Genomic DNA, 22,303 nt, shown 5'->3' with positions numbered 1-22,303 from the left:
CCCGCCGTGACACCCGCTGCGCGAAGATTAACATCGCGCCCGGAGCGCAGACTGATCTGTCCGGCACTGTTAATGTCAGTGCCCGTTTCGTTTGATTCCGTGTGAGTCAGATAATTATCCCGGCTCCACTCAAGGTGTTCACTCTGCGCGGTTTTCGCCGTGCTTAACTGAATATCCCGGCCCGCATCTAACTGAATTTCACTGTTTTTCCCCTGTGACGTCAGCTGTGCAGCCGAAGCACGAATATCATTTCCTGCCCGCAGGTGCAGTTTGCCATCCGCACCCTGAACATAAACGCTGGCGACATTATCCACATAGGTGGCACTGAAACGGTTATTGTCCGCCTGATTTTCACCGCTGCGGGTGGTGCTGGCGATATCGATATTGTGGCCTGCGTCTATCGTCAGTGACTGATGGGCTCCGATTGCCCCGCCCCGTTGTACCATATCAGTACGCGCCTGCAAGCTGAGGTTGTTACCCTGTACCTGCCCGCCTTGATTACGGATATTTTCTGCCAGTACGTTAATATCCTGACCGATAATCCGCCCCTGATTGAGCAGGTCGCCGCTTAGTTGTATATTGACTTTGCTGCCACTGAGTAATGCGCCGGAGCCATCCAGTGAACCCGCCTGTATGCGTACATACACCTGAGGGGCCAGCACGGTTTGCTGACGTCCGTCCGGTAATGTCACGGTGGTATTGACCAGCCAGACCATATCCTCGGTGAGTTTTGCCATTTGATCAGGACTCAGGGCAATGCCGGGCGCCAGATTAAAGGCTTGTTGGGCGCGTACTCCGGCATTCATCAGCGCCTTAAATTGCTCCTCATCATTCTGGTGTCCCGGCAGATGACGTTTACCGGTCAGATTAATGACCTGATCACGGATCAGGCGCTGCTCATAGAAGCCATCGCCTAACCGCTTGTGCATGTGATTGTGATCCCAGCGCAGCATCTGCTGCATATAGTCAGTCCCCAGCCATTTTTTCAACTGAGTAAACTGCGGATCAGTTTCAATCAACGGCAGGTTATCGGGTACGGGTGTCATGTAGGTTGATTGGGTGTTTTCCACAGGAAGATGCAGTTTAAACAGGCTGTTATCCGGTAACCGGTAATCCGGTATTTCCGTGCGGATAATCAGCGGTTTTTCGCCCACATTAGGGGTCTTTTCGTCTACATCAGTGAATTTTTCACCCACATTAGTGATTTTTTCATCCGCATCGGCGTTTTTTTCACCAGCACCTGTCAACTTCTCACCCACCGTTGATCTTTCACCCACCGTGAGGGTTTTACCCGGTTCAGTCAGTTTTCCACCTGCGATGACCGGTGTTTCTTCTGTCGAGCGGCTTATTGTCGGCTTTTGCCCCGTGACCGTTTCAGGCTGGCTGATCACTTCCAGCCGCTGTCCCGGTCTTAACGCCACTTCACGCGACGTTGTTTCAGCTTTCGTAAAGCCGGTGTCGATGTGTCCGCCACGGATTTGCGCAATCTGTGCCACGGCTCCCTGATAATCATCCGGTCGCTGACCCTCCAGCGTCACTGTGCCCTGCGAGGATTGTATGGTACCGGGTTTCAGGGTAATGGCTAATTCGCGGGGCGGCGGTGCGTAATCACGAGAACGTCTTCCCTGATCATCACGACCTTTTCTCTTGATACGCCAAAAGGAGGTTGCGCCACGCTGACCATAATCCGTGATCTTCTGGATGCCCGGCACCTCCTCGTTATAGAGGCTACCCGCGGGGATATCTAACATCCCGCCGGCCACGACCTGACTTTTGTCATTGTGTAATGTGTCGGTTTCAATCCGCAGGTTTTTACCCGCGATAATTTTGGCCGGATCGGTTTCCTTGATACGGCTTTCTTCTATCGTGCGGGTATAAGTGTATATTTGAAAATTCTCTTTACATCCCCGTCCTTTGTAACAAACTTCCATGACTTCGCCATCATCACGGTAGATGGACGGGTCATCAAAGTCGAAATGCTCACCCCAGATACCGTATTCTTTCCGGGGGGTTTTTGAAATGAGCTGTACTTCCGTTTCAAAATGATCATTCACATTATTGATGGTGTCTGCCGCCAGCCGCATATCCCCCATTGCTTCAATATAGGCGCTGTGGTTATTGATAACGTTCCCTTTTCCGGCGGCTTGATGCCGGTCATCCAGTTTTCCGCCGAAAGCGAAATCCCCGTCACTGTATATCAGGCTGTGGGTTTGGTTATTTAACTCCGCCACCCCCAGATCAAGACGTTGACGGGCGGCAATCACCGCCGATTTACCTTTGGCAATGATTTCGTTGTAATTGCCTGTTTTTGTTTCGAATAGTTTCTCCAGTTTTGCTTTTGTTTCAGCATCGACCAGATTATTCAGCGTGTCCGCTTCAATGGCGAGATGATCACCGTAAATCCGGCCGGTTCCCTGATTAGTTAGCTCGGCGGCATGCAGGTAGGTTTGGTCGCCATCTAACAACCCGGTGTTGTAGAGTTTATCTTTGACTGTCCATTGATGGTGATTGGCCAGAATCTTACCGCGGGTTTCGTTGGTCAGATTAGCCGCATCGCCGTTTAAGGCAGCGGCACTGATCAGGCCGTTGTTGATCACATTGCCCTGACTGTTCAGTCGCAACGTCCCATTGGCAATGATTTCGCCGGTATGGATAAAGTCTTTCAGCAACGTTAACTGGATATCACCCAGTGAGCGCAATTTTCCGTCACCCGTCACAGAATCAGCGTCTATTGCCAGTGCTTGCCCGGATTTGATCTCACCGTCACTATTGGTGACCGCCAAATGACGGCCTTGTACGGTCGTTTTCTGGTTGGCTTGTAATTGGCCCTGCGAGTTATCAAGCTCTGAAGCGAGCGTTAACGTGGCGTTTTCGGTGGCAAATACTTGTCCTCGGGCATTGTGCAGTTTGTCCGCCGTGATAATGACATTTTTGCCCTCAATCCCTTTATCCTGCTGTTGCGTTTCCTGATTCCGGATTTCCGACGCACTCAGATCGGCATCACCGCCACTGCGGATTAAACCGGCTGTGTTATCAAGATGGTGATTGACGAGCGCTTTCAAATCACTCAGCGCCAGTATCTGCCCTTGGGTATTGAGAAGCTCACCAGTATCAATACGAAGCCCAGTTTCACTTAGGATCTTACCTTGCTGACGGTTATCCAGTTGTTTGGCGGATAAGGTGGTGGATTGACCATGTAATTTCCCGCGCTGGTTTTTCAGATCCCCGCTTTTCACGTTCAGAGCCGCCTGACTTTCAATCACGCCATCGGTGTTATCGAGTGCCTGCCCTTGCGTATCGATAGATAACCCCTGACGGGCGGTGATCCGCCCGGACTGGTTATCCAGCCTTTGGCCTTTCAGAGAGAACCGGGTCTGAGTTTCCAGTAATCCCTGTCGGTTATTGATGTTGTCCGCCGTGATACTCAGGCTGTCTGATGAGGTCAGTACCCCACTTTCGTTATCCAGTGCCCCAGTATTCACGACTGTGGTTTGTTTGCCGATAATGCCGTTATGATCACCACTGTTGCGGTTAATTAAGGATTTCGCGTTGAGTGTCAGTTTACCGCCGCTTTGTAGCAAGCCCTGATCATTATCCAGCTCATCTACACGCAGTTCGGTATCTTTTCCGCCCAGGATCTGCCCGTGTTGGTTGGCAATATTGTTTCCACTGATATTCAGTTGGTCGTAACCTTCAATATGGCCGGAGCGGTTATTCAGGTCAGCGATAGTCAGGCGCAAATTCCCCTGACTGAATACGCCTCCGTCCTGACCACTGTCCCGGTTATCCAGCTTCTGACCGTGAGTATCAATCGTCAGGTTTTGGTTGCTGCGTATCGCGCCATACCGATTCAGTAATTCACCGGTTCGCAACGTCATAGATTGCTCTGTAGCGATAGACCCGGCGGTATTATTCAGTTGTTGCTGATGCGTGTCGATTTCCGCCGTGCCGGCTCTGATTTTGCCTCTTTCGTTATTAATCGCCTGAGTCGTCAGTTGCAGATTATGCTGACCGGTAATTTTTCCGTCAGTATTGGTTAACTGTCCGGTGGTCAGGGCCATATCCCCATTTGAAGCCTTTATCAGCCCCTGCTGGTTATCAATTTCGTCAGCAATCACCGTCATGCCGTTTGAGGCGGCTAACTGGCCTTTCTGGTTGTTCAACCGGTTTTTTACCGTCACCTGAAGCCGGCCATCCTCCGCCGCAATAATCTGGCTTGACAAATGATTCAGCTCACTGTTTTCCAGAACGCCTTTTTGCTTGTTTTCCTCGTCGTTATTCAGTGTGTTTTCCGAGAGGGTGTTGTTATTCAGTGTCTCAGCCTTGATTTTCACCGTGCCATTGGCTGAGATTGCACCGCTGCCATTATCCAGTTCATGCTGGACATCGAGCCTCATTAAATCGGTGCCACGTTGAGTCATCTTCCCTAAACGATGATCCAGTGACTTAATATGCGCCGTGATATGTTGTGCGGATGTCACGTTATTCACCAGATGGTAATCGCCACCGGTCAGTTTTAGCTCACCGTCAGACAGCAAATGACCGGCTTTACCCTGAAACTGGTTGGCATCAATGGACATGACACCGGTTCCGGTATGTTCCAACCGACCTTTTTCATTTGCGATGGTTTGAGCCTTCAGGGTTAAATCCTGCCCGCTCGACTCAATCACCCCGGCCGTATTTTCAATCCCACCTTGGTGATCCAGTACCAGCGACTGCTTGCCGGTCTGGGTGATTTTTCCTTGATTATTTTTCAGTTTCTGGCTGCTGAGCGTCAGTGTCTCAGCACGTAACTCACCCCGATCGTTATTAATCAGTTCCGGTGCAGACAAGGTGAGATGTTGGCGAGCTTTGACATGGGCTCCCTGTAAATTTAATTGCTTGTCAGAAGTGAGTGACAAGTCACCAGCGTTAGTCCGGCTGCCTTCCAGTGAGATATCTTTTGCGTTGACCGATAACTGGTCATGCGCCAGATTCTGCCCGTGAAGCCGGGCAGTCTCTGTGGATTTTAGTGTCAAATTGCCGTTCTGGGTCAGTTTGAGCGTTTTATCCATACCAGCCGCCAGAGTACTGCCTTGATGGCTATACAATGAAGTGCTGTGGCTTTCAAGGTGACGTCCGGCCAGTATACGCCCCTGATTATCGAGGTGATCACGGGTCGTTATCGTAATATCTTGACCGGCGGTTATGTCTTTTTCATTAATCAGATTGCCCTGATCAGGCAGGGTCACATTCCCTGATGCCATGATCACGCCACTGTTGGTCAATTGCTCACGGCTGTGAATAACCAGATTGCCCGATTGTGTTGATTTACTGTGACTGTTAATACCTGCTACCAATATCGCATTTTTTTGGTTGTCCAGTGAGGCGCTGGTGATATCAAGATGCTTGCCAGCCTGTATTTCTCCCTGATTGGTAAGATTATCACGGATTTTGACTGACAGATTCTGGCCAGCGGTCATGTCACCCTGGTTATCGAGTTTGCTCTGCTCTTGAACAGTCATATTATCCGAAGCCGTTATTAGCCCCAGATTGGTCAGCTCACCAGGGCTATGGATCGTCAGATTGCCCGGTTGTGACTGATTGCCTTCTTTATCTACACCGGCAGCCAGTGCACTTTTTTCCTGGTTTACCAGAGAGGCGCTTTGGATATTCAGATGACGGCCTGCTAATACTTTGCCCTGATTAGCGAGGTGTCCGGGCGTTTTGAGTTTGATATCGCGCCCGGTACTTATCTCTCCGGTATTTTCCAGTACCGCCTGATTCTCAATATCGATATCATCCGACGCCGTTATCACACCCTGATTAACCAGTTGACCACGACTGTCGATGGTCAGATTGCCCGGTTGAGTCGGTTTGCCATGATTATCAGTGCCTGCCGCCAGAACACCTTTCTTCTGGTTTGTCAACGCAGTACTGTGGATATCCAGATTGCGGCCTGCCAGCACGTTGCCTTGATTGGACAAGGCTCCGGGTGTGTTGAGCCGGATATCGTGCCCGGAGCTTATTTCTCCTTGATTATTCAGCACTGCCTGATTGTCGATGGTGATATCATCTGATGCCATCAAGACACCCTGATTGGTCAGTTGACCGCGGCTGTCGATGGTCAGATTGCCCGGCTGAGTCAGATTACCATGATCATCCGTACCGGCCGCTAATACGCCATTTTGATGACTGGTCAACGAGGCACTGTGAATATCCAGATGACGTCCGGCCAGCACTTTTCCTGCATTATCGAGATCATCACGCGCTTTTATCGTGATATCGCCACCGGAGGTAATATTACCTGAGTGATTGAAAGCGCCTTCATTCTGAATATGGATATTATCGGAAGCGGTGATAATGCCGTAATTGTCCAGTTTGCCCTGACTCTGGATCTTCAGTTTGCCCGGATGCTTTTTATCTATACCCGCAGCCAGCTTACTTTCTTTCTGGTTTTCTAAATCTGCACTTTGAATATCAAGAGTATGACCTGCCAACATCTTGCCCTGATTGGTCAGATTTCCCGGTGTTTTGATCTTGATATCATGATTAGCGCTTATCTTTCCCTGGTTCTCCAGCGCTGCCTGATTATCGATGGTGATATCATCCGACGCGGTTATTACCCCCTGATTGGCCAACTTACCGCGACTATTGATGATGAGATTGCCCGGCTGGGTCAGATTGCCATGATCATCCGTGCCAGCCGCCAGAACCCCATTCTGATGGCTGACTAACGAGGCGCTGCGGATATCCAGATGGCGGCCTGCCCGCATTTTCCCTTCGTTATCGAGATGATCACGCGCTCTTATCGTGATATCGCTACCGGAAGTAATATCACCTGAGTGACTGAAAGCGCCTTCATTCTGAATATGGATATTATCGGAAGCGGAGATAATGCCATGATTGTCCAGTTTGCCCTGACTCTGGATCTTCAGTTTGCCCGGATGCTTTTTATCTATACCCGCAGCCAGCTTACTTTCTTTCTGGTTTTCTAAAGCTGCACTTTGAATATCAAGAGTATGACCTGCCAACACCTTGCCCTGATTGGTCAGATTTCCCGGTGTTTTGATTTTGATATCATGATCAGCGCTTATTTTTCCCTGGTTCTCCAGTGCTGCCTGATTATCGATATTGATATCGATATCATCCGACGCAGTTATTACCCCCTGATTGACCAACTTACCGCGACTATTGATGATGAGATTGCCCGGCTGGGTCAGATTGCCATGATCATCCGTGCCGGCCGCCAGAACCCCATTCTGATGACTGACTAACGAGGCGCTGTGGATATCCAGATGGCGGCCTGCTCGCATTTTCCCTTTATTATCGAGATGATCACGCGCTCTAATCGTGATATCGCTATCGGAGATGATATTACCTGAGTGACTGAAAGCGCCTTCATTCTGAATGTGAATATTATCGGAAGCGCTGATAATGCCGTGGTTGTCCAGCTTGCCCTGACTCTGGATCTTCAGGTTGCCCGGCCGTTTTTTATCTATACCCGCAGCCAGTACCCCTTTCTGGCCGCTTTCTAACGCCGCACTCTGGATATCGAGGTTATGACCTGCCAGCACCTTACCCTGATTAGTCAGTTGCCCGAGTGTTGTGATATTAATATCACGATCAGCGCTTATCTCTCCCTGATTATCCAGCGTCGCCGGTTCTTCGATAACAATATCATCCGTGGCTGTCATCATTCCCTGATTAACCAGTTGACCGTGACTGTTGATGGTCAGTTTGCCCGGCTGGGTTTTATTTGTTCCCGCAGAAAGTACGCCATTCTGAGCGCTCTTTAAGGATGCACTTTGGATGTCGAGGTGATGACCAGCCAACACCTTGCCCTGATTCGCCAGATTCCCCGGCGTTTTTATCGTAATATTATTTTCGGAGGTGATATCGCCTGAGTTGGTTAACGCATCTTTATTTTGAATGTCGATATTGTCTGAAGCGGTCACAATACCCTGATTATCTAATTTCCCCTTGATATCAAGCGTCAGGTTACCCGGCTGAGTCCGATTACCGTCTTTATCAACGCCTGCGGCCAGTACAATCTGTTGCTGGCGATCAGCCGGAAGTTGAATATTTTTATGGCTTGCCAACGAAGCACTGTGGATATCAAGATGCCGTCCTGCCAACATCCGTCCCTGATTATCAAGATGATTGCGGGTGTTGACGGAAATATCCTGGCCGGCAGTAATATCGCCCTGATTGATGAAATTCCCTTCATTTTCAAACTTAATCTCAGCAGAGGCGTCTATCGTCCCGCTGTTGGCAAGATGACCGCCGCTGTTGAGCTTCAGGCTGCTTGGTTTATTACTACCTGCCGATAGCCGCCCCTGATTCGTTAAATCACCCTGATTTTCGACAGTCAGGTTATCCGATGCTGCTATCGTGCCTTTATTAATGACGATGCCACGACTCTGAATGGTCAGGTTGCCGGATTGAGTTCGATTGCCGTCTTTATCGACACCGGCAATCAATATGCCTTTTTCATCACTTTTTAAGGCAGCGCTTTCAATAACCAGATGACGCCCTGCCAGCATCCGTCCCTGGTTTTCGATCTCATTGCCCGTATTAAGCTTGATATCCTGACCAGCCGTCATATCGCCCTGATTTTCCAGCGCCCCCTGATTATCGATAGTTACATTAGCAGAAGCTGTTATCACACCGCTGTTCATCAATTTGCCCTGGCTATCTAGCGTCAGATTGCCCGCTTGTGCGCCCAGCTGCCCGGCATTATGTACCCCGACGCCCTGTTCTGTGCCGACCAGCTTGATTTTGTTGGCGTACATGCCACCCACCGCCGCTACATCCAGGCTGAATTCGGGTTTATTTTTCTGACGGTCAGACAGCACTTCAGTCACATTGCCTTGGGCATCGACCCGGTTATGTCCGGTCGTCACGGTTAAATCTTTCGCGTATAACTTGGCGTTGATATTGACGGCGCGACCAATCAGACGGGTGTAATCGCTTTTATCGTCATTCAGTCCCATGCCATCAACGGTCAAAATGCCTTTATCGACTTCAAACCCTTCTAGGCGACCGCCTTCCAGTAGGGTTTTACCCGCAGCCAGAGTGGTCTGATTGGCATTAATAAAACCACAGCCTTTACAGGTAATTCCCGCCGGGTTGGCAATAATCACATTGGCTCGTTGACCGGCCACTTCGATAAAACCGTTCAGTTGGCTGGGATTGCTGCTGTTGACCTCATTCAGAATGATCTTCGCTTCACCCTGAGCTAACCACGGGTTTGCGGTGATCAAACCGCCCAGTTTAGTTTCGGTATTGGTGCCACTGTTATTGAGGATCGCACCCCGTTGTTCCACATCAAACTGGCTGTACTGGTTGCGGGAAACTCCATCACTGTTCGGTGTCTGGATGTTGATTTGTGGTATGCCGTTGGCGGTGGAAATGACCGAGGGCTGCTGCGTACCGGGCGCATTGTTGTCCGCCACAATGTCGGCTTGTGCGTTCAGGCTGACCAGCCCCAGAGCCAGTGAAACCCCGAACACTAGAGGCGTCAATGTCACACGGGCTGACGATAATGAAGGAACCGATATTCTGTCTCGTACCTGTCCAGCTGTATGGCTGCTGACTAATTCTGATACCACCATCAGCATCTGGCGGGTTTTATTGAAAATCACGCGGTAGCAATGTTTATTCATCGCGCAGCACCTCTTTCGGGTAAGTCTATGGTCAGGGGATGGTTATTCCACCATTCGGCGGCTTGTTCATGACTGACGCCTGCCCCTCGAAAACGGAGCACTTGTGCCCCACGAGCTGAGCCTTTGTGATAAAGCGCTCGGAAACACTGATAAGGAAAAATGTCATGTTTGATTAAATTAGCCATCACGCGGCTATGGCCAAACGGGGCTACCCAGTCCAACAACCAAATCCGTGCGCCCCGGTTTGATGACAGATGGCGATTGTCTCCGTCATTTGTCGTCAGGTAATGGCGTTCGGTTTCTTCATCAAACCGTGACCAGCTCAGATAAAATATGGGTTGCTCATGCTGACTGACCAGCACATACTGCTGGGCTTTGATAAAAGGCAGAAGCAGTGTGGCAAGCGAACTTAACGGCGCATCCCGGTGCAGGGGGGAGTGCATCCACAGCCAGCTCGCGGCTCCCAGCATCTCCGTGTCATTTTCGTTTCCGCCGAGGATCAGAGGGGCACGTACATCATAATCACCGATTAACATCGCTGCTCCCTTAGTACTGCCAGTTCAGGCTGAAATTGATGTGGGCAAAGTCGGTTTTAAAGCCATCCGGTTTAGAGAGCGGGGTACCAACCGACACGTCATACGCCAGATGCGCTGGGCGGATATTGCCTTTCAGTCCCATTACTCCACCTGCCAATGTGCGACCGATAATGGTTTCCGAACCGTGTCCACCGACCCGGCCGTAATCTGCCCCCAGATAAAGCTGTTGGTCAGGCGCCGGAGTTTGCCATGAGAGCGTATTGCGTAGTGTCCAGCCTTCATCGGCACTGAGTGTACGCTCGCCGTCAAAACCGCGCACCGTCCAGCGGCTGCCAATACTGAATTGATCCTGCGGCGTCAACGGGGTGTTGCTCCATTGCTTCTGGTATTCAATATTGTGCTGAAAGGATTGGCTGCCCAGCTTAAATGGGGTATTTAGTGTCACAGACAACTGGATAATTTCTGATTTTGCTGTGGCGTAATCATAAGAAGATTTATCACGTCGCTCTTCATAAGCCGGTAATGCGCCGAACCAACGGGTACCTTGCTGATAACGTACCCCGGCATCCAGTACGGTAGCGCCGATATAATGGCGGTGATTCAGCCCCAGACTCCAGCTGCTGGTACGGCGTTTCTGGCTACCAATTTCAGTCTGTTTCATAAAATTACGGGTTTCGCGCACATTCACGCTATAAATCAATATGGTTTTTGAGCTGGCATTACGATGCAGGACACGGCTTAATTGCGCGTTCAGGTTGCGGTTTTTTCCGCGATATTTGGCATCTCCGTTTAATTCCGGCACGGTTTGCATGTAGTTGTATTTGCTACCGGTGACCGCAAATTGCCAGTAACCGAACGGCGCCGAATAATGCGCGGTATAGTTGGTGGAATCCTTGCGGTGGGAAAAGGCCAAATCGCGGTTCATCGAGAGATAAAACAGGTCACTCAGCGACATCGGATTATCCAGCGCAAACATCAGCCCGCCTTGAGTCTGCCCGGTGGTTTTGGTACCGCTGTTATCTACCCAAGCACCCACATGCCAGAAGCGTGACTGCTGGCGTTTAATCACGATATCACTCTCACCCGGTTGCTCTCCCGGCACCAGTTCCATCGATGCCTGAACATTCGGGATACGCTGGAGATTTTCCAGACCTTGCTCTATGTCGCGTAGATCCAGTAAATTTCCATCATGGGCAGGCAGTGCGGTATACAAGGTCGCGTATTTATCTGCCTCGTCGGTATAACGCACCTGACGTATTTTGCCGGCCACCAGGTTGAGTTTCAGTTCGCCCTGACTCAAATCCTGCTCCGGTGCCAGAATGCGTGTCGTCACCCAGCCGTGGGAAATCAACCGGTTCTGCATATTGCTCATCAAGAGGTCAATTCCTTGCAAACCCAGACAGTGGCTGTTGGCCTGATCTGCCAGACGTTGCAACGGCACCCAATGTGGCAGGTCTTCCCGGCCGGACAAGGTGACTTTATGGATCACAAAACAAGGCGATTCGTTGGGAAAGCTCAACCCAGAAATGGACGATATTTCATCCGAGAGTCGAACTGTCGGTGCCTTGGCTTCCAGACGCTGCTCTAATGCCTGCTGTTGTTGTTTTTGGTGTTGCTCTTGTTGTTTGAATAAAGGTTGGTCATCTGCATATACAGGCTGAATAACAAATACAGCCCATCCGGCCAACCCTGTCATTATTTTGCTGGGGGATACCATTGCCATAATTAAACCGATTCAGATTCTTATAATTGTGATTAAAATTTTTAGGGGCAGTATTTTAGATTAAGTTATGTTATTTTCAATATAGTAATTTGATTTTGAATCAAAAATGGAAATATTTAGATTAATCAGCTTTAAAGGCACAAAAATACTGCACTAAATTAGCATTAGATCAATCCATTACGAGTCAAGCTAAGTGATTATGTAGTGGCGTATGAATTTTGGACATCTCACAAGCCTGCTATTAACCTTTATCATGTAATTACTATCTCAATTAATTATTACCTAAATTATTATCACAGGCGGATTCGACTAATAAGTGCAATTTTTCAGAAGGGCGGTCAGTTGCTATAAGTAGGCATCTTTCCCGCCACAGGAAAATGCACAATGACCTATATACAACTGACCGAAACAGAAAGATACCAGATTTCCAGTTTAAAAAAAGCAGGTTTTTCACAGCGTTTCATTGCTGAGTCACTTAAGCGAAGCCTGTCGACCATCAGCAGAGAATTGAAGAGAAATCAAGAAGTTCAAACCTATTGTCCTGAACAGGCTCATTTGAAGGGATTAGCTCGTCGTCATTTTGCTAAAAAAGCCGTAAAAATAACGCCGGAAGTCAAAAAATGGATAAAACGGTTAATTTGGCAAGATTTGAGTTCTGAACAGGTGGTTGATTATTTGAAGCGGCATAAAGGGATATTTTTGCATCATGAGACGATTTATAGGCTGATTTATCAAGATAAAATAGAGGGGGGTGATTTATGGCAACATCTGCGAATTGCCAGAAAACCCTATCGTAAACGCTATGGTCGCTATGAAAAAAGAGGCAAAATTAAAAATCGGGTCAGTATTGATGAGCGCCCGGAATTCGTTGATAAAAAAGAACGTATTGGCGACTGGGAAGGTGATACGATAATGGGGAAAGATAAAAAAAGTGTCTTATTAACCTTGGTTGACCGCAAAACGTTGTATACCATAATTGTTAAACTTGATAGCAAGCGGGCATCAGAAGTCGCAAAAGCGGTAGTGAAAGTATTATACCAGTTAAAACAAATGGTTAAGACCATCACATTCGATAACGGTTTGGAGTTCGCAGAGCATGAAATCATGAGTAAAAAATTAGAAACCCAAATTTATTTTGCTCACCCTTACTCGCCCTGGGAAAGAGGGATAAATGAGAATATCAATGGACTCATCAGACAATACTTTCCAAAGGGAACGGATTTTAATGAAGTCTCTGATCAGGAAATAAATTTTGTGGTAAACCGATTAAATAATCGCCCCCGAAAAACACGGGGAGGGAAAACACCGAATGAATTATTTAAAGGAATACGAACATGTTTACTTCCGGATTAACGATGTTGCACTTATTATGTGAATCCAAGCTTTTTTAATCAAAAAAAATAATTAATGGTGGATGTATGAATTGCAATTTTGATGTTGTATTCGATCGTTCTGTTTTTTCATCCACTAAATGGACATACCCTCAAGACCCACTGTATACCGATAACAAGCCAACACCATTATGGGTAGTAGCTTATCAACATTAAATGCGATTACAGACTGGCCAAAAAACAGGTATGACTGGACAATTGAACCTGACTGGATTGTTCAGATCACATATGGTTGCCAGTAAGAACATAAGGAAAATTGCTCTTACGGGCAAACTTTATTGTCTCTCCACAACAGTTACAACGCTTGCGCACATGCCCAGGCGGAGCTCCATGCCCACTGGAAGTTATAGCCACCAAGCCAGCCGGTGACGTCTACTACTTCGCCAATAAAATAGAGTCCTTTTACTTGGTTAGCTTCCATCGTTTTGGATGAAAGCTGGTGAGTATCAATACCGCCCATCGTCACTTCGGCGGTGCGATAGCCCTCCGTACCGTTGGGTTGTACCCGCCATGATTGGAGGTTAGCGGCCAACTGTTTTTGCTGATTTGGGTTCAGTTGTTTAAGAGCAATATCTGGGATTTGGCCGAGTGTTTGCAGGCTCTCTGTCAGCCGCTTTGGTAATAATTTTGCCAAAGTATTTTTTACGCTTTGGTTTGGATGAGAACTCCGCTCTTTCTCCAGAAAAGCTTCCAAATCACTATCTGGAAGTAAGTTAATACTTACAAACTCTCCTGGTTGCCAGTAACTGGAAATTTGTAAAATTGCTGGGCCAGAAAGTCCTCGGTGGGTAAACAGAATATTTTCTTTGAACAGAGTACCGTTTTCGGCGGTGACAATAGCGGGAACGGATACACCAGAGAGCACATGAAGTTGCTCCAGTAGCGGTTTATGCAGAGTAAAAGGCACGAGAGCGGCGCGGGTTGGCAAAACTTTCAAGCCAAACTGTTCTGCAATCCGATAACCAAAAGGAGTTGCTCCAAGACCAGGCATAGACAATCCACCGGAAGCGATAACAAGTGAGCGTGTACTTACTTCTTTTCCGTTAACGATGATAACGAAACCCTGCCCATTTTTTTCTACCTGGCTAACTTCACTGCGCAGGCGAATAGTAACCTGACCGGTTTCACACTCTTTCAGTAACATATCAACTATCTGTTGGGCAGAGTCATCACAGAAAAGCTGTCCCAGTGTTTTTTCATGGTAAGCAATGCCATAACGTTGAACCAGTTCGATAAAATCCCATTGTGTGTAACGAGCCAGAGCAGACTTGCAAAAATGGGGGTTAGCAGAAAGATAAGCTGATGGTTCTGTGTACAGATTCGTGAAGTTGCAACGTCCACCACCGGACATCAAAATTTTACGCCCGGCTTTTTTGCCATTGTCCAGAACAAGTATCCGTAAACCGAGCTGCCCAGCCTGAGCTGCGCAGAACAAACCTGCTGCACCGGCACCAATAATAACCGCATCAAATCTTTCCACTGTTTTTCTCTTTATGACTAAATAATTTAGTGGGGAATTACCCCTAATATGTTGCATTTTTGATAAGTTTGCGGGGAAAAATTCCCTTATAACTTAAATCTGTCAATTTTTTAGAAGATATGTAATTTTATGATATATAAGGAATATTCCTATTTCTTATTGTTACCTAGTTGTCATGAAATCAAAAAAAGTTCATATTTCACTTCCCCCGCTAGCATTTGTCACTGATAATGCGCCGCGTTCATGTCCAACTAACTGGCTTAACGTTTATGCTACATCTTTTTACTGGCTTGGATTTTCACACCAGCCTAATGTTAGTACTGGCACTACTGTTTGTGCTGTTTTATGAAGCCATTAATGGCTTTCATGATACCGCGAATGCGGTAGCAACAGTTATTTATACCCGTGCTATGCGAGCACAGTTCGCCGTCGTTATGGCTGGGGTATTTAACTTCTTTGGTGTTCTTCTTGGTGGATTAAGTGTCGCTTACGCGATTGTGCATTTACTTCCGACCGATCTTCTTCTCAATGTCAGTTCTGCTCATGGTCTTGCTATGGTGTTTTCCATGTTGCTGGCTGCGATTGTTTGGAACCTTGGTACCTGGTATTTCGGCTTACCTGCATCCAGTTCCCATACCCTGATTGGTTCCATCATTGGTATCGGTTTAACCAATGCCATCGTAACCGGTTCTTCTGTGGTTGATGCGTTGAATGTGCCGAAGATGATACAGATTTTCCTGTCGTTGATCCTCTCTCCTTTAATCGGATTGATCATCGCAGGGGCTGTCGTGTTTCTGCTGCGTCGTTACTGGAGTAGCACCAAGAAACGTAAACGTATTCATCTGACTCCCGCTGAACGTGAAAAGAAGGATGGTAAGCGTAAGCCCCCTTTCTGGACACGTACAGCGCTGATTTTGTCTGCGGTAGGCGTAAGCTTCTCTCATGGGGCGAATGATGGTCAGAAAGGTATCGGTTTGATTATGCTGGTGCTAATTGGTGTAGCGCCAGCGGGATTTGTTGTAAACATGAATGCCAATGGTTATGACATCGCCCGTACCTACGACGCTATTACTCACTTGCAACAATATTATCGGCAGCATGGCTCAGCGTTATCCCATGCAATTGAGCTGACGCCATTGGTCGCTGTTGCGGAAGATGAACCGGAAGGGCGATTCCATTGTGATATTACGCGTGCTGTCGTTGTTCTTGATCAGACAGAAAGCCTATTGAAGGGTATTCAGAGCTACAGTGAGCTGAATGCTGAACAGCGTAACAATATGCGCCGTATGTTGATGTGTATTGCTGATACGGCGGAGTCTCTGGCTAAACTGCCGGAAACTCGTGCTGAAGACGCCCGTTTCCTGAATAAATTGCGGAAAGACTTATTACACACCGTTGAGTATGCGCCTGTCTGGATTATCATTGCGGTAGCACTGGCTTTGTCTTTGGGAACGATGGTTGGCTGGAAACGTGTTGCAGTCACTATTGGTGAGAAGATTGGCAAAAAAGGTATGACCTACGCGCAAGGTGTTTCAGCTCAGATGACTGCTGCTGTTTCAATTGGTGTTGCGAGTTATACCGGCATGCCGGTCTCTACTACGCAGGTGCTTTCTTCTGCGGTGGCTGGAACGATGTTGGTCGATGGCGGTGGGGTTCAGGGTAAAACTATCCAGAATATCATGCTGGCTTGGATACTGACGCTGCCGGTTTCAATCGGGCTGTCCGGTACGCTTTATTGGTTCGCTTTGAAACTGATTTAATTGTTTTAATGGATAATTTGAGGGCGGTATGGGTCAACTATACCGCCTTTTTATTTAATACCAAATCAACATAGAAATCAGGCAAATAACAACTAATCCACTCAGTGCGCTGGTCAAAATAAATTGTCTTCTCAACCTTTCACAACGAAGAACAACTTCTGGATCATGATGATCAAGGTAACGTTGTGAATTGATATAGTTCACTAGTCGTATTTGCTTATTAAGTTGCCCATGAGTAGTGAAAAAGCCGTTACCGTCTACTGATTGATAAAGCAAGGGATCAGATTGACGAAGAATGGACAGCAATGCTCGTAGTGAAGAGAAGTAGCGCATCATATTGATAATGCAGACAAAACACAGCGCCCAAAACAGTGCGATTGTACTGAACATAATCCCCTCCTTAGAATGGTTAGCCAGAGCTGTCACAAAAAAGAAAAAATCAAAATCGCAGGTGGTGACACCTTTATATCTATTGTAGGAAAGATAACCAGATAGTACAAAAAACCTGTTCTGCATGAGTTGGGACAAAACTAACAGAAAAACGTCATAAACACTCATCTAGTCAGTTTTATCCAGCCATGAAACCTCAGAGAGACTGGTTAGTTGTTCACGTAACTATATTGGGTATCAAGAAAAGTCATAAATTCAGAGTAGGATTTTGCTATACATCAAGTGGCAGGAAGAGCAATTGTGGTATATGTTGTTTGTTTGGTGGATGTTCTTTGCTCAGTCGCTAAATACGATGAGCTGTGATCGAAACAATCTTGAAGAACATTCTAAGTAGTAATAAACATAGGATAGTGGCAATTTGCCCTGCCAACTCACTAACTCGGCATTATGGAAGGAGTTCGCTTATGGCTTACAAACATATTCTTGTTGCGGTTGATTTATCCCCGGAAAGTCAGGTTTTGGTGAGAAAAGCTGTTTCTATGGCTAAACCGGACAATGCCAAAGTTTCCCTGATCCATGTTGATGTTAACTATTCCGATCTCTACACCGGTTTGATTGATGTTAATCTCGGTGATATGCAGCAACGTATTACTGACGAGACCCGCAGTGCGCTGAAAGCGCTCTCCGCAGATTCAGACTATGACATTCAGGAGACCCTGAGTGGTAGCGGTGATCTGGGGCAAGTACTGGTTGATGCAATCAAGAAATATGACATAGATATGGTTGTTTGTGGTCATCATCAGGATTTCTGGAGCAAATTGATGTCTTCTGCTCGTCAGTTAATTAACACGGTTCATGTTGATATGCTGATTGTTCCTCTGCGTGATGATGAATGACAATAGATTGAAAAGTTATTCGATAAAATCGCCTGCTTATGCAGGCGTTTTTTTTGGTGAAATGGGGGGGTGTTTGGCTTATGCTCGGTGCAATCAAGAAATTTTTTTTACCTTTCTGCGAAAAAACTTCTTGAAAGATGAATATAGAACAATGATATATTCAAAGGGCAAACACAACTTATCTCACATTTTCAACAAAAATAATGATTAGAAAATGACTGAGAATCCATCACAACCGAAGTAGAAATAAGGAATAACTAAATGAGCTGTTTACTATCTTTGTCTTCATTTCTTGGATCGATTCAACGCAGGGATGAATATCAACCAGAATATCTCCAAGCTGTTCGGGAAGTATTCACCTCTCTTTGGCCGTTTCTTGAACAAAACCCGAAATACCGTGAACATAGCCTACTGGAGCGTATGGTGGAGCCAGAAAGGGTTATCCAGTTTCGGGTTTGCTGGGTGGATGATCAGGGTAAAGTGCAGGTAAACCGGGCATGGCGAGTGCAATTCAACTCCGCCATTGGCCCATACAAAGGTGGCATGCGTTTTCATCCATCGGTGAACCTCTCTATTCTAAAATTCCTGGGCTTTGAACAAACCTTGAAAAATGCACTGACAACTTTACCAATGGGTGGTGGTAAAGGAGGTTCAGACTTTGATCCTAAAGGAAAAAGTCAGGGTGAAGTCATGCGTTTTTGTCAGGCATTAATGACAGAATTGTACCGCCATTTGGGGCCAGATACTGATGTTCCCGCAGGCGATATTGGTGTAGGTGGCCGTGAAGTGGCTTTTATGTCAGGGATGATGAAAAAGCTTTCTAACAACACGGCTTGTGTATTTACTGGCAAAGGGCTCTCTTTTGGCGGTAGTTTGATTCGCCCGGAAGCAACTGGTTATGGTCTGGTCTATTTCGTCAATGCCATGCTGAAACGTCATGGCATGGGCTTTGAAGGTATGCGCGTATCGGTTTCCGGTGCGGGTAATGTTGCACAATATACGATTGAAAAATGCATGGCGTTGGGTGCGAAAGTAGTAACCGCTTCTGATTCCGGCGGTACTTTAGTTGATGAGGAAGGGTTTACGCCGGAGAAGCTGGCTCATCTTGAAGAGATAAAAAACCAACGCTATGGCCGTGTGGAAGAATACGCCAGAGAGCGGGGTCTGACTTTCTTGAAAGGGCTACAACCTTGGTCTGTGCCGGTTGATATCGCTTTGCCATGCGCCACTCAGAATGAACTGGACTTGGATGCGGCTAAGGTCCTTATCAAGAATGGCGTCAAAGCGGTTGCTGAAGGGGCGAATATGCCAGCAACTATTTCAGCGACGGAAGCCTTTATTGAAGCAGGTGTGCTATTCGCACCCGGTAAAGCGGCCAATGCTGGTGGCGTGGCAACATCTGGTCTGGAAATGGCACAAAATGCGGCTCGTTTAGGCTGGAAGGCTGAAAAAGTGGATGCGCGTTTGCATCACATCATGCTGGATATTCACCACGCCTGTGTTGAGTATGGTGGCGAGGGAAAACAGACCAATTATGTTCAGGGTGCGAATATTGCCGGATTTGTGAAAGTTGCTGACGCTATGCTTGCTCAAGGCATTCTTTAAACTACATTCTTTAAACTAAAAGATATCAGCCGCAATAACGGCTGATTTTTTTCAACGAGGATAAATATCAAAACGGTGATTTTTCGTGGTGATAGCCGCTGATGCAGCGACTCCAGCTAAGGGTTCTGCATAATCAGGTCGCTTTACCACGACACGGCGTTTTGCCAAAGCGCGTGCAGGGGCTAGCAAACTATCAGCATCTTCATCAGTGCCAACCAGAGATTGGAACACTCGCATCTCTTTTTTCACCAGTGCACTTTTCTGCTTATGTGGATACATAGGATCAAGATAAACGACATCGGGCTGTGGCGTAATATCGGCCAGCGCTGTAATGCTGGAGGCATGGAGCAGCGTCATGCGCTCTTGCAACCAGCCACCAATTTCTTCATCCTGATAACCTCGTTGCAGTCCATCATCCAGCAATGCCGCGACCACAGGATGGCGTTCCAGCATTCTTACATGACAACCCAGTGATGCCAGCACAAAGGCATCGCGCCCCAGGCCGGCGGTAGCATCTACGACTGTTGGTAGATAATCTTTTTTGATTCCTATGGCCTTAGCAACGGCTTCGCCGCGTCCGCCGCCAAAGCGACGGCGATGTGCCATTGTACCTGATACAAAATCGACATAGATGCCGCCTAGCTTTGGCTCATCCCGTTTACGAAGTTCAAGACGTTGAGGGGTAAAGACCAACGCCATAATCGCGCTTTCGTCATGCATCAGCCCCCAGCGCTCTGCCAGTTGAGATAAGGCGCTGTTATCAGCGCCTTGTTCACAGATTAAACAGATTCCCACCTTAAATTACCCTTTAATACCGGCCTTGCGCAGCATTGCATCCAGTTTTGGTTCACGGCCACGGAAGCGTTTGAACAACTCCATTGGTTCTTCTGAACCGCCACGGGACAAAATGTTATCAAGGAAAGATTGCCCGGTTTCGCGGTTAAAAATGCCTTCTTCCTCGAAACGAGAGTAAGCATCGGCTGCCAACACATCAGCCCACAGATAACTGTAGTAGCCAGCGGCATAACCACCGGAGAAGATGTGGGTGAATGAATGTGGGAAACGGCCCCATTCAGGTGAAGGCACTACGGAGACCAATTTCTTCACTTCTTTTAAGGTCTTCATGGTTTGAGCGCCTTTCTTTGGATCGTAGTTAACATGCAGACGGAAATCGAACTGACCAAACTCAAGTTGACGTAAGATCCTCATGGCAGCCTGATAGTTTTTGGCTGCTAACAGATTATCCAACATGGATTGCGGCAGAGGTTCTTTAGTCTCATAGTGACCAGAGATGAATGCCAGTGCTTCTGGCTCCCAGCACCAGTTTTCCATGAATTGGCTTGGCATTTCAACCGCATCCCACGGTACACCATTGGTACCGGAGACACCGGCAGTTTCAATCTTAGTCAGCATCAGGTGTAGACAGTGACCAAACTCGTGGAACAGCGTATTGACTTCATTGTGGGTGAACAGCGCTGGTTTATTGCCAACAGGTTTGTTGAAATTGCAGTTCAGATAAGCAACCGGCTTTTGCAGTTCGCCGTTAGAACGGCGCATGCTGCTGATACACTCATCCATCCAGGCGCCGCCACGTTTATTCTCGCGAGCATACAGATCCATATAGAAGCTGCCGCGCAGCTCATTAGTGTCATCGTACAGATCAAAGAAACGGACATCTGGATGCCAGGTTTCTACATCATGGCGCTCTTTGGCAGTAATACCATAGATACGGCGAACAACTTCGAATAGCCCTTCAACAGCCTTTTGTTCAGGGAAATAAGGACGTAACTGCTCATCATTGATAGAGAACTCGTACTGTTTTTGTTTTTCGCCATAGTAAGTCATATCCCAAGCTTCTAGCTTGTGGGCGCAATGATGCCATTTAGCAAAACCTTTTAACTCATCTACTTCCTCTTCGCCCTGTGGATGCGCGCGTTTTGTCAAATCATTCAGAAAATCCAACACTTCCTTAGGGGTTTTTGCCATCTTGGTTGCAAGGGATTGTTCTGCATAATTTTTGAAACCAAGCAATTGAGCTTGTTCGTGACGCAGCGCAAGGATTTCGGCGATCACTTCGCTATTATCCCATTTACCTGCGTTTGGCCCTTGATCGGATGCGCGGGTATTGTAGGCGTGGTAAATTTCCCGACGCAGTTCACGATTATCTGCATAGGTAATAACCGGCTGGTAACTTGGTGCTTCTAAAGTCAATAGCCAGCCTTTTTGTCCTTTGGCTTCTGCCTGAGCTTTAGCGGCGGCAAGAGCGCTTTCTGGCAGACCAGCCAGATCTTTCACGTCAGTAATTAATTTGGTCCAGCCCATAGTGGCATCAAGCACATTATTATTGAATTGCGAGCTTAAATCGGACAAACGTGCACTGATCTCGCCATAGCGTTTCTGCTTCTCTTCAGGCAGACCAATACCGGATAGTTTAAAATCACGCAGAGCATTTTCGACAACTTTGCGCTGAGGCACAGAGAGCTTCTCAAACTCAGCACTTTCACGTAATGACTTATAGGCTTGATAGAGTCCCTTGTGTTGACCTAACCAGGTACTGAATTCAGACAGTAATGGCAAACTTTCTTCATAGACGGCGCGTAATTCTGGGCTGTTTTTAACCGAATTCAAATGATTGACTGGTGACCATGCACGGGATTGTTTATCACCTGCTTCGGCCAGTGGTTGACACAGATTATCCCAGGTAAAAACGGTATTCTCGGCCAATATTTTTTCGATGGTTTGGCGATAATTGGCAATGACTTCTTTTACAGCGGGAACAACATGTTCGGGTTTAATAGAAGAAAATTTGGGTAAACCTGATGGAACGAGTAACGGATTAGTCATATAAAGCGTCCTTTTTATGTGTTGGGTACAT

General features: G+C 47.3%; 11 protein-coding genes. 4 read left to right on the top strand and 7 right to left on the bottom strand.

Going from position 1 to position 22,303, the window contains the following annotated elements; genetic code table 11:
• From BA1DRAFT_RS11330 to BA1DRAFT_RS11320, 3 genes are all read right to left on the bottom strand, one after another.
• The coding region (locus tag BA1DRAFT_RS11330) for a two-partner secretion domain-containing protein (RefSeq protein WP_036779024.1) at window positions 1-9,647 on the bottom strand (9,647 nt) is incomplete at its 3' end.
• Complete coding sequence (locus tag BA1DRAFT_RS11325; protein ID WP_036779021.1) at window positions 9,644-10,183, bottom strand: toxin-activating lysine-acyltransferase; 540 nt, start codon at window positions 10,181-10,183, stop codon at window positions 9,644-9,646. The genes BA1DRAFT_RS11325 and BA1DRAFT_RS11330, both read right to left, overlap by 4 nt.
• 10 nt (window positions 10,184-10,193) lie before the next feature.
• The gene (locus BA1DRAFT_RS11320; protein WP_072164793.1) at window positions 10,194-11,900 is read right to left on the bottom strand and encodes a ShlB/FhaC/HecB family hemolysin secretion/activation protein; all 1,707 of its coding nucleotides are present in this window, start codon (window positions 11,898-11,900) and stop codon (window positions 10,194-10,196) included.
• A gap of 390 nt (window positions 11,901-12,290) precedes the next feature.
• Here BA1DRAFT_RS11320 and BA1DRAFT_RS11315 point away from each other — a divergent pair, with 390 nt between their 5' ends.
• A complete protein-coding gene (locus BA1DRAFT_RS11315; protein ID WP_036779017.1) occupies window positions 12,291-13,259 on the top strand; it encodes an IS30 family transposase in 969 nt (322 codons plus the stop codon).
• A gap of 333 nt (window positions 13,260-13,592) precedes the next feature.
• Here BA1DRAFT_RS11315 and BA1DRAFT_RS11310 read toward each other — a convergent pair whose 3' ends face one another.
• Window positions 13,593-14,777 carry a BaiN/RdsA family NAD(P)/FAD-dependent oxidoreductase gene (locus tag BA1DRAFT_RS11310; protein ID WP_036779015.1) on the bottom strand — a complete coding sequence of 395 codons (1,185 nt, stop codon included), beginning with the start codon at window positions 14,775-14,777 and terminating at the stop codon, window positions 13,593-13,595.
• 269 nt (window positions 14,778-15,046) lie between these two features.
• Between BA1DRAFT_RS11310 and pitA the strand changes: the two genes are divergently transcribed.
• Window positions 15,047-16,537 (top strand): inorganic phosphate transporter PitA, encoded by a 1,491-nt coding sequence (gene pitA, locus BA1DRAFT_RS11305; RefSeq protein WP_036779012.1) that lies wholly within the window; start codon window positions 15,047-15,049, stop codon window positions 16,535-16,537.
• A 54-nt stretch (window positions 16,538-16,591) separates the two neighbouring features.
• Here the strand turns inward: pitA and uspB are convergent, their stop codons facing one another.
• Window positions 16,592-16,927 (bottom strand): universal stress protein UspB, encoded by a 336-nt coding sequence (gene uspB, locus BA1DRAFT_RS11300; protein ID WP_036779010.1) that lies wholly within the window; start codon window positions 16,925-16,927, stop codon window positions 16,592-16,594.
• Between the two features lie 464 nt (window positions 16,928-17,391).
• On the opposite strand from uspB, the gene uspA reads away from it, so the two are divergent.
• Both uspA and gdhA read left to right on the top strand, forming a co-directional pair.
• Window positions 17,392-17,823: a universal stress protein UspA gene (uspA, locus tag BA1DRAFT_RS11295; protein WP_036779007.1), complete on the top strand. Its 432-nt coding sequence runs from the start codon at window positions 17,392-17,394 to the stop codon at window positions 17,821-17,823.
• A 261-nt stretch (window positions 17,824-18,084) separates the two neighbouring features.
• Window positions 18,085-19,428: an NADP-specific glutamate dehydrogenase gene (gene gdhA / locus BA1DRAFT_RS11290; RefSeq protein WP_036779005.1), complete on the top strand. Its 1,344-nt coding sequence runs from the start codon at window positions 18,085-18,087 to the stop codon at window positions 19,426-19,428.
• Window positions 19,429-19,479: 51 nt separating this feature from the next.
• Here the strand turns inward: gdhA and rsmJ are convergent, their stop codons facing one another.
• A complete protein-coding gene (rsmJ, locus tag BA1DRAFT_RS11285; protein WP_036779002.1) occupies window positions 19,480-20,223 on the bottom strand; it encodes a 16S rRNA (guanine(1516)-N(2))-methyltransferase RsmJ in 744 nt (247 codons plus the stop codon).
• 6 nt (window positions 20,224-20,229) lie between these two features.
• On the bottom strand, window positions 20,230-22,272 hold the full coding sequence (gene prlC / locus BA1DRAFT_RS11280) for an oligopeptidase A (RefSeq protein ID WP_036779000.1): 2,043 nt from the start codon (window positions 22,270-22,272) through the stop codon (window positions 20,230-20,232).
• Window positions 22,273-22,303 lie beyond the last annotated feature (31 nt).

The organism is Photorhabdus aegyptia (assembly GCF_000612035.1).
Taxonomy (GTDB): domain Bacteria; phylum Pseudomonadota; class Gammaproteobacteria; order Enterobacterales; family Enterobacteriaceae; genus Photorhabdus; species Photorhabdus akhurstii.
The sequence above is the reverse complement of the archived record's forward strand: the minus strand, read 5'-3'. Positions and strand labels throughout refer to the sequence as shown.